Annotated in this window: 15 protein-coding genes; 8 read left to right on the forward strand and 7 right to left on the reverse strand. The window is 62.9% G+C overall.

Features of this window, described 5'->3' with window-relative positions; genetic code table 11:
* The first annotated feature begins 20 nt into the window (after positions 1–20).
* On the forward strand, positions 21–728 hold the full coding sequence (locus tag FQ320_RS14735) for an RraA family protein (protein ID WP_148473560.1): 708 nt from the start codon (positions 21–23) through the stop codon (positions 726–728).
* Between the two features lie 103 nt (positions 729–831).
* Here FQ320_RS14735 and FQ320_RS14740 read toward each other — a convergent pair whose 3' ends face one another.
* A complete protein-coding gene (locus FQ320_RS14740) occupies positions 832–1,290 on the reverse strand; it encodes a DUF302 domain-containing protein (RefSeq protein ID WP_148473562.1) in 459 nt (152 codons plus the stop codon).
* A gap of 115 nt (positions 1,291–1,405) precedes the next feature.
* Here FQ320_RS14740 and hisF point away from each other — a divergent pair, with 115 nt between their 5' ends.
* Both hisF and FQ320_RS14750 read left to right on the forward strand, forming a co-directional pair.
* Positions 1,406–2,167, forward strand: coding sequence for an imidazole glycerol phosphate synthase subunit HisF (gene hisF, locus FQ320_RS14745; RefSeq protein WP_148473564.1), 762 nt, complete (start codon positions 1,406–1,408; stop codon positions 2,165–2,167).
* Positions 2,164–2,472 (forward strand): phosphoribosyl-ATP diphosphatase, encoded by a 309-nt coding sequence (locus FQ320_RS14750; protein ID WP_148473566.1) that lies wholly within the window; start codon positions 2,164–2,166, stop codon positions 2,470–2,472. Before hisF ends, FQ320_RS14750 begins: the two co-directional genes overlap by 4 nt.
* 51 nt (positions 2,473–2,523) lie before the next feature.
* Here the strand turns inward: FQ320_RS14750 and FQ320_RS14755 are convergent, their stop codons facing one another.
* The 4 genes from FQ320_RS14755 to FQ320_RS14770 form a co-directional block, all read right to left on the reverse strand.
* Positions 2,524–3,381, reverse strand: coding sequence for a D-amino-acid transaminase (locus FQ320_RS14755; RefSeq protein ID WP_148473568.1), 858 nt, complete (start codon positions 3,379–3,381; stop codon positions 2,524–2,526).
* Between the two features lie 136 nt (positions 3,382–3,517).
* The gene (gene dgcA / locus FQ320_RS14760) at positions 3,518–4,480 is read right to left on the reverse strand and encodes an N-acetyl-D-Glu racemase DgcA (RefSeq protein ID WP_148473570.1); all 963 of its coding nucleotides are present in this window, start codon (positions 4,478–4,480) and stop codon (positions 3,518–3,520) included.
* A 3-nt stretch (positions 4,481–4,483) separates the two neighbouring features.
* On the reverse strand, positions 4,484–5,485 hold the full coding sequence (dgcN, locus tag FQ320_RS14765; protein WP_148473572.1) for an N-acetyltransferase DgcN: 1,002 nt from the start codon (positions 5,483–5,485) through the stop codon (positions 4,484–4,486).
* Between the two features lie 279 nt (positions 5,486–5,764).
* A complete protein-coding gene (locus tag FQ320_RS14770; protein ID WP_148473574.1) occupies positions 5,765–6,718 on the reverse strand; it encodes an L-malyl-CoA/beta-methylmalyl-CoA lyase in 954 nt (317 codons plus the stop codon).
* A 244-nt stretch (positions 6,719–6,962) separates the two neighbouring features.
* Here FQ320_RS14770 and lysA point away from each other — a divergent pair, with 244 nt between their 5' ends.
* Both lysA and FQ320_RS14780 read left to right on the forward strand, forming a co-directional pair.
* Positions 6,963–8,228, forward strand: coding sequence for a diaminopimelate decarboxylase (gene lysA / locus FQ320_RS14775; protein ID WP_148473576.1), 1,266 nt, complete (start codon positions 6,963–6,965; stop codon positions 8,226–8,228).
* 39 nt (positions 8,229–8,267) lie between these two features.
* Entirely contained in the window at positions 8,268–10,862 is a 2,595-nt protein-coding gene (locus FQ320_RS14780) for a TIGR02302 family protein (protein ID WP_148473578.1), read from the forward strand.
* Between the two features lie 81 nt (positions 10,863–10,943).
* Here the strand turns inward: FQ320_RS14780 and FQ320_RS14785 are convergent, their stop codons facing one another.
* The gene (locus tag FQ320_RS14785) at positions 10,944–11,870 is read right to left on the reverse strand and encodes a zinc-ribbon domain-containing protein (protein ID WP_148473580.1); all 927 of its coding nucleotides are present in this window, start codon (positions 11,868–11,870) and stop codon (positions 10,944–10,946) included.
* A gap of 156 nt (positions 11,871–12,026) precedes the next feature.
* Between FQ320_RS14785 and FQ320_RS14790 the strand changes: the two genes are divergently transcribed.
* Genes FQ320_RS14790 through FQ320_RS14800 form a run of 3 tightly spaced genes read left to right on the forward strand, consistent with a single transcriptional unit; the run spans position 12,027 to position 14,340 of the window.
* Positions 12,027–12,704 carry a cell division ATP-binding protein FtsE gene (locus FQ320_RS14790; protein ID WP_148473582.1) on the forward strand — a complete coding sequence of 226 codons (678 nt, stop codon included), beginning with the start codon at positions 12,027–12,029 and terminating at the stop codon, positions 12,702–12,704.
* Positions 12,701–13,603, forward strand: a complete 903-nt coding sequence (locus FQ320_RS14795) for an ABC transporter permease (RefSeq protein WP_148473584.1) — start codon at positions 12,701–12,703, stop codon at positions 13,601–13,603. Before FQ320_RS14790 ends, FQ320_RS14795 begins: the two co-directional genes overlap by 4 nt.
* A complete protein-coding gene (locus FQ320_RS14800; protein ID WP_148473586.1) occupies positions 13,603–14,340 on the forward strand; it encodes a 1-acyl-sn-glycerol-3-phosphate acyltransferase in 738 nt (245 codons plus the stop codon). The genes FQ320_RS14795 and FQ320_RS14800 overlap by 1 nt, the downstream gene beginning before the upstream one ends.
* Positions 14,341–14,429: 89 nt before the next feature.
* Here the strand turns inward: FQ320_RS14800 and FQ320_RS14805 are convergent, their stop codons facing one another.
* The gene (locus FQ320_RS14805; protein WP_148473588.1) at positions 14,430–15,392 is read right to left on the reverse strand and encodes an acetyl-CoA carboxylase carboxyltransferase subunit alpha; all 963 of its coding nucleotides are present in this window, start codon (positions 15,390–15,392) and stop codon (positions 14,430–14,432) included.
* Positions 15,393–15,532: the final 140 nt, after the last annotated feature.

The raw sequence follows: 15,532 nt of genomic DNA on the forward strand, positions 1-15,532 counted from the left end.
ACAACCCCCGAGGCCCAGACATGACCCAAGCCCGCCAACCCCTGCCCAATATACCGAAATACATCATCGGCCCGGTGCCGCCTGCCCTGCCTGCCGGGTTGGCCGAGCGCATGGCGCAACTGGATACTCCGATGCTGGGTCATATTCTGTGGTGGGGCCATATGGACAGCGGGATCAGGGCCAGCGGGGGATTTGGGCCGCGCACCATAGGCCGCGCGCTGACCGTACAGATCCCGGCAGCCGATAGCACGATGCTGCATCATGCCATCGGTCTGGCCACACCCGGCGATATTCTGATGATCGACAGGATGGGTGACCGGACCTATGCCTGTCTTGGCGATGGAGTGGCCGGGGCGGCAATGCGCGCCGGGATCGTCGGCGCGGTGATTGACGGGCCTTGCACCGATGCCGATGAGATGGTCGCACTTGGGTTTCCCGTGTGGTGCCGCGGCACCGCGCCGGTGACGACACGTTTGCTGGATTCCGGCGGAACGGTGCACCGACCGGTCAGTGTGGGCGGCGTTGCCGTGATGCCCGGCGCGGCGGTGATCGCAGACGCAAGCGGGGTCTTCGCGCTTGACGCACTGGAGGCGGTGCGCGCGGTCGATATCGCTCTGGAACGCGCAGAGATCGTCGCCGCGCGGCGAGCCGGGCGCGATCCCTCCGTACCTCTGGGCCAGATGACGGGCGCAAGCGCCATGGTGGAACGCGGTTTGGCGACAGAATAATCGGCATAAGCGCCCGCGGCATCATCTGCCGCAGGTCGAAGTGGTGGCTAGGCTGCCCTTACCGGCGAGGCTGCCCGTAGCGGGGGTGGTAGCGACGCTGACCTCAAATACCGCTTGCCGTCTCGGTCAGCTTTTTCAACGCGCCTTCCATCATCTTCACAAAGCCTGCGTCATCGTCGATGTCGAGATCGTCGAACATCTCGTCGACGTCCTGATAGGCCAACCAGGTCTTGCCTTCCCCGTCATCGTAAACCAGCACGCGCAGGGGCAGTTGCAATCCGGCAAGGATATCGGCCTGCATCGCGGGCGTGCCCAGCTTGGGATTGCCGAAGATCAGCAGTTGCGCATCCTGCATCTCCATTCCGACACTTTCCGCGCCAGCTGTATGATCGACCCGGGCAAAGATTGTGGCGCCCGCAGTGCCAACTGCGGCTTCCAGACGATCCGTGACTTCCGACACCGAGCCTGTAGCCTCGATCTTGATGATGTCGTCACCCGCAGAGGCAGCGATCGGGGCGGCGGCAAGGGTCAGCGCGGCAAGCGTGGTAAGAAGGCGTGACATTGGGCGGTCCTTTTGTTGTGCTATATCCCAACCAGCCAACAGGTCATGGGTTCCCGCACTGGCGTTTTCGTGATCGGCGGATTATGACAATCCCCGCAAGAGCCGGAGCTGCCCCATGCTTAAAACCCGTATCATTCCCTGTCTCGACGTGGCCGAAGGGCGCGTAGTGAAAGGCGTCAACTTTGTCGATCTGATCGATGCGGGCGATCCCGTCGAATCGGCGCGTGCCTATGATGCCGCTGGCGCGGACGAGCTGTGTTTTCTCGACATCATGGCGACCGAAGACAATCGCGACACGATGTTCGATCTGGTCACCCGCACTGCCGAACACTGCTTTATGCCGTTGACCGTGGGCGGCGGTGTGCGCAGCCCCGAGGATGTGCGCAAACTGTTGCTGGCGGGGGCCGACAAGGTGTCGTTCAACTCGGCTGCGGTGGCCGATCCGGATGTTGTGGCGCGGGCCGCCGACCGATTTGGCAGCCAATGCATCGTCGTCGCCATCGACGCCAAGACAGTCGCGCCGGGCCGGTGGGAGATCTTCACCCACGGCGGGCGGCGCGCGACGGGAATCGATGCGGTGGAATTTGCCCGCACTGTTGCCAAAAAGGGTGCGGGTGAAATCCTGCTGACCAGCATGGACCGCGACGGAACAGGCGCCGGGTTCAACATTCCACTGACCCGCGCGATCAGCGATGCGGTCCGGGTTCCGGTGATTGCCTCGGGCGGGGTCGGCACGCTGGATCATCTGGTCGAAGGCGTGACACTGGGCGGGGCGAGCGCGGTTCTGGCCGCGTCGATTTTTCACTTCGGCACCTATACCATTGGCGAGGCCAAGGCGCATATGGCAGCCGCCGGTATTCCCATGAGACTGTCATGAGCGCGCTGGCCCGGCTGGCCGCCACCATAGCCGAGCGCAAGGGCGCCGCACCGGATCAAAGCTGGACGGCGAAACTGCTGTCAAAAGGTCCGGCGAAATGTGCCGAAAAGTTCGGCGAAGAGGCGATTGAAGCGGTGATCGAAGCGGTCTCAGGCGACCGGGACGCGCTGACCCGCGAGGCGGCGGATGTACTGTATCACCTGTTGGTCATGCTGGCCGCCCGCGACGTGACGCTGGCCGATGTCGAGGCCGAACTGACCCGGCGCGAAGGCACATCGGGCATCGCGGAAAAGGCGGCGCGCTGAGCGCATAAGGCAGGGGGGTGAATGCGGCGCGCCGGGCGCGCCGCACAAAGTTCAAACCGCTGAATTGCGGCTTTCCTCGATATAGATTTCGCGCAGACGTGTCGCCACCGGGCCAACCGCGCCGGTGCCGATGGCAATGCCGTCGAATTCGACCACGGGCATCACGAACATCGACGCGCTGGTGATGAATGCCTCATCCGCCGCTTTTACCTCGTCCACGGTAAAGGCGCGCTCTTCGACCTCCATCTGGCTTTCACGGGCAAACCGCAGCACGGCGGCGCGGGTGATGCCATGCAGGATTTCGTGCCCCAGATGGCGGGTCACGATCTTGCCGTCCGTGACGATATAGGCGTTGTTCGATGTGCCCTCGGTGATATGGCCATCCTCGATCATCCAGGCATCATGAACGCCTGCGGCCTTCGCCATCATCTTGCCCATGGACGGATACAACAACTGCACCGTCTTGATGTCGCGCCGGCCCCAGCGCAGATCCTCGATCCCGATCACCTTGATGCCGGTTTTCGCCAGCGGGTTGTCGGCCAACCCGGTTTTCGCCTGTGTGAACAACACGATGGTGGCCGGGGTGCCTTCAACGGGATAGGCGAAATCGCGGTCAGCCGCGCCGCGCGTGATCTGAAGATAGATCAGACCGTCGTCGATCCCGTTTCGCCGCACGAGTTCGCGGTGTACCTCAAGCAGGTCTTCCTTGGTGATCGGATTGGTCATCTCCAGCTCGTTCAACGACCGGGCGAGTCGCGTCGCATGGCCGTCGAAATCAAGCAGTTTGCCGCCAAGAACGCTGGTCACCTCATAGACGCCATCGGCGAACAGGAAGCCGCGGTCGAAAATCGACACCTTCGCCTCGGATTCAGGAAGGTATTCGCCGTTCAGATATACGGTGCGGGACATCAAGGCTCCTTTTCGCAGTGAGTTGCGAATGGAGTGGGTCAGCAGCGCGGCTGTGTCAAGACCCGCCCGAAACCACGGCGTTGCGCGGTCCGACAAAGGTTCACACATCAGCGTAGATGCCGTGGAACGCGCGCCGCTAGCCCCACAGCGCCGGTTCGGAAGGATGGACGCCCTTTTCGTCATATTTCAATGGGTTTTCCCGGTCTTCGGCCAGCAAAAGCGGGCCATCCAGATCGATGAAACCTGCGCCCTGTGCCAGCAGGACGGCAGGCGCCATGGCCAGCGACGACCCGACCATGCAGCCCACCATGATGCCATATCCTTCGGCGCGGGCGGCATCGCGCAGGGCCAGCGCTTCGGTCAATCCGCCGGTCTTGTCCAGCTTGATGTTGACCACATCGTATTTGCCCTTCAGATCGGCCAGCGAGGCGCTGTCATGGCAGGATTCATCGGCGCAGACCGGCAGCGGGCGGGCGATTTCGGCCAGCATTCCGTCTTGTCCGGCAGGCATCGGCTGTTCCACCAATTTGACGCCCATACGCACCAGATGGGGGGCGAGATCGGAATAGACCTCGGCGCTCCAGCCTTCATTGGCATCGACGATGATCGCGGCGTCAGGCGCCCCGGCGCGCACCGCTTCAAGCCGGGCCATATCATCGGGCGTGCCCAACTTGATCTTCAGCAGCGGGCGATGGGCGTGTTTTGCGGCCGCGGCACGCATGTTTTCAGGCGTATCCAGCGACAGGGTGAAGGCGGTAATTTCGGGTCCCGGCGCGGTCAGCCCGGCCAGTTGCCAGACCCGCTTGCCTGCCTGTTTCGCGGCCAGATCCCACAGAGCGCAATCAACCGCATTGCGCGCCGCCCCGGGCTCCAGCGCATCCTGAAGCGCGGCGCGCGAAATCCCGTCTGGCAGGCCGATGATCTGCGCCGTCACCGAGTCGAGCGTTTCGCCGTAGCGGGCATAGGGCACACATTCGCCCCACCCTTTCGCACCGTCGCGGCTGATCTGCGCGGTGAGCACTTTGGCCTCGGTCCGCGACCCGCGCGAGATGGTGAAAACCTCGGCAAGGCGAAAGATGTCGGGGGTGACGGTCATCATCGCTCAGATCCCTTCCAATGCGTCGACCAATGGCCCGGCCCCGAAACGATAGGGATCGGTCGCGGGCAGGTTCAGCGCCGCAGCGGTATCGTCGATCAATCGGCGCGCCGCCTTGTCGTCCAGCGCCTTGGTGTTGATCGATACACCCGTAATCCGGCAAGCGGGATTGACGATCTGCGCCAGTGGCAGCGCGGTGTCGCGCAGCTGTTCCAGCGACGGCAGTGCATAATCCGGCAGGCCGCGCATGTGGCTGCGTGTGGGTTCGTGGCACATCACCATCGCGTCGGGCTGGCCGCCATGGATCAGCGCCAGCGTCACCCCCGAGAACGAGGCGTGGTACAGGCTGCCCTGTCCCTCGATGTGATCCCAATGGTCGGGATCGTTGTCGGGGGTCAGATATTCCACCGAGCCGGCCATGAAATCGGCGATCACCGCATCCAGCGGCACGCCGCCGCCCGTGATCAGGATGCCGGTCTGCCCCGTGGGGCGGAAGGTGGATTTGATGCCCCGGCCGTTCATTTCGGCGTTCATCGCCATGCCGGTGTACATCTTGCCGACCGAACAATCCGTGCCGATGGCCAGACACCGCTTGCCGGTCCGCCTGACCCCGTTTGCAATCGGATAGGCGACGGTCGGGATGCGCACATCATGCAGGGTCGGGCCATACATCCGCGCCGCCGAGATCAGATCGTTCTCGTTGCGCAGCAGGGTATGCAATCCGGCGGCAAGGTCGAACCCCATCTTGATCGCCTGAATCAGCACCTCTTTCCAAGCGTCGGAAATGATGCCGCCCCGGTTGGCGACACCGATCACCACGGTTTTCACGCCCGCCGCCTTGGCCTGTTCCAATGTCATGTCGGGCAGGCCCATATCGGCGCCACAGCCGGGCAGTCGGATCTGGCCCAGCGCCACGTCGGGATTCCAGTCGCAGATGCCTTGCGCCACCTTGGCGGCAAGTGCGTCCGGGGCATCGCCAAGGAACAAGAGATAGGGCTTCTGGATCATTGAGCCGGTCCTTTATGTCGAATTGAAAGTCAGGTTACCGCGATTGACACTACCGGGCGGGCGCGTCTGGCGATATCTTTGTTTGATGATCGGGATATCGGTCATTCCTTGCGGTATTCGCGATATCCCGGTGAATTTCTTGCCCTCAACCGACCAAACGCCGCAGGTTTTGGCCGTTCGTTGAATTTGGCCGCTCTTTGAATAAACTGTTCGCATGTATATTCTTCGCAGAGGCAGCAAACCCTAGCAATCGGCGCGATTTTCGCGCCACAGCACGGATCAGCCGATCATTTCGGACTGTTTCACGATAACCTGCGCCTGCCGGATCGAGGCAAGATCGACCAGCCGCCCCTTATAGACTGCCGCCCCCTGCCCGTCTTTGCGCGCCTGCTCCATCGCCGCGAGGATTTCGCGCGCCTCGGCCACTGCCGCCGCGCTGGGGGTGAATATCTCGTTCGCCAGTGCCACCTGTTTCGGATGAATCGCCCATTTGCCGACCATCCCCAGAGTGGCCGAGCGCAATGCCTGCGCGCGAAATCCTTCTTCATCCGAGAAATCGCCGAACGGTCCGTCGACCGGCAACACGCCATGGGTGCGGCAGGCGGCAACGATCGCGGTCTGCGCCCAATGCCATGGATCGGACCAGTATTTCTGCCCGTCCCGGTGCATATAGTAATTTTCCTGCGTGCCACCGATGCCAGTGGTCTGCATGCCCATTGAGGCGGCAAAATCGGCGGCGCCAAGGCTCATCGCCTGAAGACGCGGCGACGAGGCGGCGATTTCTTCCACATGGGAAATCCCGGCGGCGGTCTCGATGATCACCTCGAGCGCAATGGGTTTCTTGCGCCCCTTGGCAGATTCCACCCCCGTGATCAGCGCATCGACGGCATAGACATCGGCGCCGCAGCCAACCTTGGGGATCATGATTTGGTCGATCCGGTCGCCCGCCTGCTCCAGCAGATCGACAACATCGCGATACCAGTAAGGTGTGTCCAAACCGTTGATGCGGACCGAAAGATGTTTGGTGCCCCAATCAATGTCATTGATCGCTTGCACGATGTTGTTGCGGGCCGTTGCCTTGTCGTCGGGGGCGACGCTGTCTTCGAGATCCAGATTGATCACATCCGCAGCGCTCGCGGCCATCTTTTCAAATATTGCGGGGCGCGAGCCGGGGCCGAACAGCTGACACCGATTGGGGCGGGCGGGGGCACTGGGTTGAACGCGGAAGGACATGAAGACCTCTGGGTAAGGATATTTCGAAACGGATCACCCCTTGGTTATGATGTTGCGCCAGAGTCATCAACCCTGCTTTCGTAGAGGTTTCAGGAGCGTGTGCCCGGTTCACTTTGAAGGGATACAGATTTTCAAGGAAAATCTGTGCCTCCGGCGGGAGTATTTCGACAAGGAGAAGCCGGGCGGGGTGAATTGTCTTTCACCCCGGTGATGGATATGAGGCGACAAAACAGCGGAGGCGACAATGGACCACTTTTTGTACCGCAACGGCCGGCTGATGGCCGAGGATGTGGCGTTGTCCGACATCGCGGCATCGGTCGGCACGCCGTTTTATTGTTATTCCGCCGCGACGCTGACGCGGCATCTTCGCTTGTTCAACGATGCTCTGGCGGGGATGGAGCATCTTGTCTGCTATGCGATGAAGGCAAATTCCAATCTGGCGGTGTTGAAACTGCTGGGCGATCTTGGTGCAGGAATGGACGTTGTATCGGGTGGGGAATATCGGCGCGCCCGGGCCGCAGGTGTTCCCGGCGACAGGATCGTGTTTTCCGGCATCGGCAAGACAAAAGACGAGATGCGGCTGGCACTGACCGGCGGGATTCGTCAATTCAACGTGGAGAGCGAACCCGAGATGGAGGCGCTGAACCAGGTGGCGCTGTCCCTGAACACCGTCGCGCCGATCTCGGTGCGGGTGAACCCGGATGTGGATGCCAAGACCCATGAAAAAATCGCGACGGGCCGCAAGGAAGACAAGTTCGGCATCCCGATTTCCCGCGCCTCGGAAGTCTATGCCCATGCTGCACGCCTGCCCGGTCTGCAGGTTGTCGGAATCGATGTACATATCGGCAGTCAGCTGACCGATCTGGCGCCGTTCGAGGCGGCCTATCGCAAGCTTGCCGATCTGACGGTACAACTGCGCGCCGAGGGGCACGATATCCGGCGTCTCGATCTGGGGGGCGGTCTGGGAATCCCCTATGAGCGGAGCAACGCCGATCCGCCGTTGCCGTCGGATTACGGCGCCATGGTGCAGCGCGTTCTGGGCCATCTGGAGTGTGAAATCGAGATCGAACCCGGGCGGCTGATTGCGGGAAATGCCGGGGTGTTGGTCAGCGAGGTCATCTATGTCAAAGAGGGCGAAGAACGGCAGTTCCTGATCCTTGACGCCGCGATGAATGACCTGATCCGCCCTGCCATGTATGGCGCATACCACGATATCGTGCCGTTGATCGAACCCGCGCCCGGGGCCGAGAGCCGGCCCTATGACGTTGTCGGACCGGTCTGCGAAAGCGGCGACACCTTTGCAAAACAGCGCATGTTGTCGCTGCTGTCACCCGGTGATCTTGTGGCGTTCCGCAGTGCGGGTGCCTATGGTGCGGTGATGGCGTCGGAGTACAATTCCCGACCGCTGATCCCCGAGGTTCTGGTCAGCGGGGATCAATTTGCTGTAATCCGCGCCCGACCGACCTTTGACGAAATGTTGAATCGAGATACCATTCCCGAATGGCTCTGATGCGGTGCGATCCGCCGGGGCACTGAAAAGCCGAGGCCGATGACGCAACCGCCGTTCACCCACCCTGCCCTTGCCGCCCTGCGCCGCCCCGTGGCGATCACTCGCGCGGGTATGCTGGCCGAACGGATCACCCGTGGCTTTTGGCCGGTCTGGACGGTTCTGCTGGGCGTTATGGGCGCGCTGATGCTGGGGTTGCAGGACACTGCGCCGCTTGAGCTGGTCTGGGGCGCGGCGGTGCTTTGCGTTGCCGCTCTGGTCTGGTTCGGGTGGCGGGGCTGGCGGGCGTTTCGCTGGCCAACGCGGGCCGATGCCTTGGCGCGGCTGGATGCAACGCTGCCGGGCCGCCCGATCGAGACTTTGGGCGACACGCAGGCGATCGGCACGGGCGACGCCGCATCCGAAGCGGTTTGGCAGGCACATCTGGCCCGTATGGCCGCGCGGATACAGGCAGCACGGGCCGTGCGCCCCGACCTGAGGATCTCCGCGCGTGATCCCTATGCCCTGCGCTATGCCGCCATTCTGCTGTTTGCCGTCGCTTTGTTGTTCGGATCACTGTTGCGGGTGGCCAGCGTGGCCGACATGGCGCCCGGCGGCGGTCAGGCACAGGCTGCCGGTCCGGCATGGGAGGGCTGGATCGAGCCGCCCCGATATACCGGTAAGCCCAGCCTGTATCTGGCTGATATTCCGGGCGAGAGCCTGAGCGTTCCACAGGGCAGCCGGATCACCCTGCGTCTTTACGGCGCCGCCGGTGCCCTCGCGGTCGAGGAGACCGTATCGGGCCGCACGCCTGACGCAGACGCCCCGGCGCAGGACCAGATCGCGCAATCCTTCGACGTGACACGCAGCGGCCGGATTGACATCAAAGGCCCCGGTGGACGTGCCTGGAGCCTGGTGATGCAGCCCGATGCCGCCCCGTCGGTCAACAGCACGCAACCCGCCGAGCGCAAGGCGGATGGCGAGCTGCGGCAGCCGTATGCGGCGCGCGACGATCACGGTGTCACCGAAGGACAGGCGGTGATCACGCTGGATCTGGCCGCGCTGAACCGTCGCCACGGGCTGACAATCGCACCCGATCCCCGCGACCAGATCATGCTGGACTTGCCGGTGCCGTTCCGTGGGGATCGCGCCAATTTCGAAGAAGTGCTGGTTGACGATTTCAGCAAGCATCCTTGGGCCAACCTGCCGGTAACGATCCGGTTGCAAGTCTCCGACGCGCTGGGCCAGACCGGAACAAGCGATGTCATCCACGAAAATCTGGGCGGGCTGCGGTTCTTTGATCCGATGGCCAAGGCGATTATCGAACAGCGGCGCGATCTGCTGTGGGCGAAGGGCAACGCCAAGCGAGTCGCACAGATCCTGCGCGCCGTGTCCTATTCACCCAAGGATATCTTTCGGTCCGAAACCGTGTATCTGAAGCTCCGCGTCGCGATCCGGCAGCTTGAGGCCGGGTTTGCGGCTGGCCCTCTGTCCACCGAGGCTCAGGATGAAATCGCCGAGGCGCTGTGGGTCATCGCAGAGCAGCTTGAATATGGCGATATGGCCGATGCCCTTGAACGTCTGCGTCGCGCACAGGAGAGGCTGAGCGAAGCGATCAAGAATGGTGCCAGCGACGAAGAAATCGCCAGCCTGATGGATGAAATGCGCGAAGCGATGCAGGACTACATGCGCCAACTGGCCGAAAATGCCGAACGCAACGGTGAGGATCAGCAGCAGGCGCAGGGTGAGATGCAGGAAATCACCGGCGATCAGTTGCAAGAGATGATGGACCGCATCCAAGAGCTGATGGAACAAGGCCGCATGGCCGAGGCGCAGGAACTTCTCGATCAATTGCAGCAGATGATGGAGAACATGCAGATCGCCCAAGGCCAGCAGGGCGGACAAGGCCAACAGGGTCAGCAGGGTCAGGGCAACGAATCCATGCAGGACATGCAGGAGGCGCTGCGCGACCAGCAGGGACTGAGCGACGAGGCCTTTCGTGACCTGCAGGAAAAATACAACGAGGGCACCCGGCCTGGCGAAAGTCAGGGCAACAGTGGCGATCAGGACGATCAGGGTCGTGGCCGCAGCGATCAGGACCAGCCGGGCCAGGAACAGGGACAAGAACAGGGTGAAGCCCCTGACGGTCAGCAGGGCACAGGACAAAGCCTTGCCGATCGTCAACAGGCGCTGCGCGACGAGTTGAACCGTCAGGAGGGAAAGCTGCCCGGTGCCGGCACCCCAGAAGGCGATGCCGCCCGCGAGGCGCTGGGCCGTGCAGGCAATGCGATGGAGGGTGCCGAAAAGGCGCTGCGCGATGGCGACCACGCAGAGGCGCTGGACCGTCAATCCGACGCGATGGAGGCCCTGCGCGAAGGGATCCGCAACATGGGTGAGGCGCTGGCCGAGCAGCAGCGCCAGCAGAACGGTCAGGGTCAGGCCGGCACTCCGGGCGATCCGCAGGGCCGTCAGCGCGATCCGCTGGGCCGCGAGGCAGGGTCGCAGGGGCAACTCGGCTCTGACGAACAGTTTTTGCAGGGTGACGACGTGTACCGCCGGGCGGGTGAATTGCTGGACGAGCTGCGCCGCCGCTCAGGTGAAAGGGAACGCTCGGATCAAGAGCTGGAGTATCTCAAGCGGTTGCTCGACCGGTTCTGAACCTGCCGCAACTCGGTGCAGGCGGAACGCAGGCGGTCGAGGCGTGGGTGGTCAAGATTGTAGCGATCGATTTCCGCCCGCCTAATCGGCGCTGGTCAAAGCGGCAAGTACACGGCGCAGAACCGCATCCAGCCTGTCAAGAATTCCGTTGGACCAATCAAGATATCCCGCCAGAAAAGTTGCCGTTTGCGGAAACTTCTCGGCCAGAGTCGGCGCCAGCAGATACAGCAGCGCAAACCCCAACGCGATCACGAAAACCGTAAGGAACCCGAACCGGAAACCGCGACGCTTGCGCACCTGATCGGCGTCGTCGGTGATGTCATCCGAAGCGGAGCTCTGCCGGTCGGATGTTGCGGTCAGGGTTGAATTGATTTCTTCGATATCAGGCAGCAATTCGCGCCTGGAACCCGCGGCGATGGTGGCCGCCACTGCAGCCTCAGCGGCGTCAGATTCGCTCGCCTCTTCGCTGGCCGGTGGTTCACGCAACCGTGCCAGCCGGGCCTTCGCCGCAGCAGCGCGGGTTTCGGCATCGCGCGGACCGTCAAGTCCAAGATCTGTCTGGGTTTCAAGCGGAGCGCCCTGATCGCGTCGCCGCGCCGCGGCTTCGCGCCGGGCTTCTTCGCGCAGGATTTCGCGTGCCGCTTCGTCAACCGGACGCGGTTGGTGCACGGGCGCGGCCTGCTGCTCTGGATTGGCCGAAGGCGCTGTTTCGGCGGGCGTGTCAGAGGCCGCAGTCTGGGCACCGGCAGAGTCTGGCTCGGGCCTCTGCGGTTCCGACGGTTGCAGGTCCGGCGTTTTCGGTTCGGGCGTTTTCGGTTCGGGCGCGATGTCAAATGCGGTATCGCGCTCGGTGACGCCCCGCTCATCTGCCAGCATTCCTTCGGCGTCATCCGGGTTCTGAAACCACGTATTTCCGCAATTGGAACACTGGACGTCCCGCCCCTCGGCCGGGATCATGGCCGCATCCACCTTGTACTGCGCCGCGCAATTCGGGCATATAAGCCGCATGCGTCGTCCCTTATTCTATCCGTTCATAGGTATTTAACAAATTCCTCGCTCTCCCCATTAGCAAGGAAGCGCAGGATATCAAAGCACCGCAAACGCCAATCATTGAAAGACACTCGTATCTGAGGCAAAACGGTCGCGCAAATGCCGGGGGCCAACGTGATCGAACTGAATCAGGTCAGTTACAGCTATGGCGGCGACGCCCTTCTTTCCGATATCTCACTAAAACTTGCGCCGGGATCATTCCACTTTCTGACCGGGCCATCCGGGGCGGGAAAATCCACCCTGCTCAAGCTGTGTTACATGGAGCTGATGGCCACCCAAGGGCAGGTCACACTGTTCGGACGCGCGGCACAGGACATCGGACGCGACGGGGTAGCAGTTGTGCGGCGGCGCGTCGGTATCGTGCATCAGGACTGCAAATTTCTCGATCATCTGACGCTGCTTGAAAACGTCTCGCTGCCGCTGACCGTCAGCGGCCAGTCGACCGAAGCGAACATGGCCGAATTGCGCGAACTGCTGGGCTGGGTCGGACTGGCGGGCAAAGTGCGCGCCCTGCCACCGGAACTTTCGGGGGGCGAACGTCAGCGTGCGGCGCTGGCCCGGGCTGTCATCATGTCGCCTGACGTGATCTTGGCGGACGAACCGACCGGCAATCTGGACTGGGAAATGTCGCTGCGTCTGCTGACGCTGCTGGTCGAGCTGAACCGGATGGGCAAGGCGATTCTGGTCGCCACCCACGACCTGAACCTGATTCGTCAGGCGAAATCCCAGGTCGCGGCGCGGGTTCTACGGATCAAGGATCGTCGCTTGCAACTGGCCGGGGCCGATCTGTGAATCTGGCAGCCCGCCTGCTGAGCGCAATAAAGGGCGACCCACGGGCCGACCGGGCGGTACCGCCCACGGGGTTTACCGCACAATTGACGGTGCTGACCGCCGCCGCCATGGCGTTTCTATGCGTTTTCGCCATCGCCCTGTCGCTGGCCACCGCGCGACTGGCCGACAGGTGGTCCAGCCAGCTGGCGCAGAGTTCGACGGTCCGCATCTCGGCACCCGTCGATCAGCTGGCCACCCAGACCGCAGCCGCGCTGAAGGTTTTGCAGACCACTTCGGGCGTCGCCGCGTCCCGGCCGCTGGATGCGGATGAACAGCGCGCGCTGCTGGCACCTTGGTTCGGGCCGGACCTGCCGGTCGAATCGCTGCCGATTCCGCAATTGATCGAGGTGGTCGAGACGCCTCAGGGCTATGACGCCGAGGGCCTGCGCCTGCGGCTGCGCGCCGAGGTGCCCGGCGCGGTTCTGGACGATCACACCCGCTGGCGTCGCCCGCTGATCGAGGCGGCAGGGCGGCTGAACCTGCTGGGCCTGTTCTGTGTCGGCCTGATTGCACTGGTCACCGTGGCGATGATCACGCTGGCGGCCAATTCCGCCCTTGCAGCAAATTCTCAGGTGATTCGCGTTCTGCGGCAGGTGGGCGCGCGCGACGACTATATCGCCCGCGCCTTTGTGCGCCGCTTTACCCTGCGGGCGCTGGCGGGGGCGGCGGGAGGGACTGTGGCGGGAATGCTTGCCATCACTCTGTTGCCCAGTGCCGATGCCGCCGGCGGGTTTCTGACCGGGCTTGGATTTACGGGTGCGGGCTGGCTGTTACCATTAACGATTCCGCCCCTTGCGGCAGTGATCGCCTTCTGGTCCACCCGTGTCGCGGCAATGCGCGCCCTGAAGGAGATCACCTAATGGCCTATGCGGTGCAATGGATACGGTCGCTGCTGTTCAATGTGTCGATGTATGTCGCAATGCCGGTGATCGCCGTGGTGTACCTGCCCTGGGCGCTGGTGTCGCCCCGGGGCGCTTATGGCGCTTGTTTTGCCTACTGCCGCTATGTTCGCTGGTCGGCGGCATGGATGATCGGTCTGAAAACCGAAGTTCGCGGCACGCCCCCCGAGGGTGCAGCGCTCGTCGCCGCGAAACACCAGTCGTTTCTGGACATCCTGATGATTTTCGGCGCCCTGCCGCGGGGCCGGTTCATCATGAAAAAGGAATTGGCCATGGCGCCGATTCTGGGCCAATACGCTTGGCGGGTCGGCTGTGTCTTTGTCGACAGGGGCAAACGCGGGCTGGCAGTCGCCAAGATGCTGCGCGACGTCAAGGCGGGCAACACCGAGCCGGGTCAGCTTACAATCTATCCTCAGGGCACCCGGATCGCGCCGGGGGTGCAGGCCCCCTATAAGGCTGGGACCGGGGTGCTGTACGAACAATTGGGCCAGACCTGCGTGCCCGTCGCCTGCAACGTCGGCCTCTTCTGGCCCAAGCGTGGCGTATATCGAAAACCGGGGTTGGCGGTGGTTGAGTTTCTGGAACCGATACCGCCCGGCCTGCCCCGACCTGTCTTCATGGCCCGGCTGGAACAGGCGGTTGAATCCCGCTCCGACGCTCTGATGGCCGAAACCGGGCTGGTCCTGCCCCGCGACTGAGCAAAACCCGCCAGTACGTCCGCCAAATCGAAATTTGACGATTCCACGCGCTCGCGGACGGGAATGATAGGTGTCGCAGCGGTGTCGAATCAGGCCGCCAGACCCTTTGCCCCCATCGCCAGAAACTTTGCCCGCCGCTGCGCAATCAGGTCTTCGCGCGAAATCCCGTCCATCTCTTTCAGCATCGCTTCAATCGCCTGGCCAACGCTTTCGATCGCGCGGGCCGGATCGCGCTGCGCACCGCCACGGGGTTCGGGAATGATCTGATCGACCACGCCCAGCTTTTTCAGATCCTGCGCGGTCAGACGCAGCGCTTCGGCCGCTTCGCGCATCTTTTCCGGGTCTTTCCACAGGATTGACGCGCAGCCTTCGGGTGAAATCACCGAATAGATCGAATGTTCCAGCATCGCCAGACGCGAAGCCGTGGCAAAGGCCACTGCGCCGCCCGATCCGCCTTCGCCGACGATCACCGACACAAGCGGCACACCGATCTGAAGACATTTCTGGGTGGAGCGGGCAATCGCCTCGGACTGGCCGCGCTCTTCGGCCCCCTTGCCGGGATAGGCGCCGGGGGTGTCGACAAGACTGATCACCGGAAGGTTGAACCGGTCGGCCAGATCCATCAGGCGGATCGCCTTGCGATACCCTTCGGGGCGGGCCATGCCGAAATTACGTTCGATCCGTGTCTTGGTGTCGTTGCCCTTTTCATGGCCGATCACCATGACCGGCCTGTCGTTCAGCCGCGCGATCCCGCCCATGACCGCATGGTCGTCGGCAAAATTCCGGTCGCCAGCCAGCGGGGTAAATTCGGTGAACAAGGCCTCGATATAGTCGCGGCAATGGGGCCGGGTGGGATGGCGTGCCACCTGACATTTGGCCCAGGGGGTCAGGTTCTTGTACAGATCGGTCAGCAGGTCCGCCGCCTTCTTGTCCAGAGCGGCCGCCTCTTTCTCGACGTCCATATCCTCGTTCGCGCGGGCCATGGCGCGAAGTTCTTCCGCCTTGCCTTCGATGGCGGACAGGGGTTTTTCGAATTCGAGATAGGTCGACATCGAGGTCTCCGGTGTGGGGCGAGTGATGCCGTATATGGCCGTGGCGGCGCGGCAATGCAACTCGGCAAAATTGGCAAAACCGCGGGACGGTTCGCAGGACTGGTCCACATTCGGGCGTCCCAACCGACGCCCGGACACTC

It is taken from the genome of Oceaniovalibus sp. ACAM 378 (genome assembly GCF_008085915.1).
GTDB lineage: Bacteria > Pseudomonadota > Alphaproteobacteria > Rhodobacterales > Rhodobacteraceae > Oceaniglobus.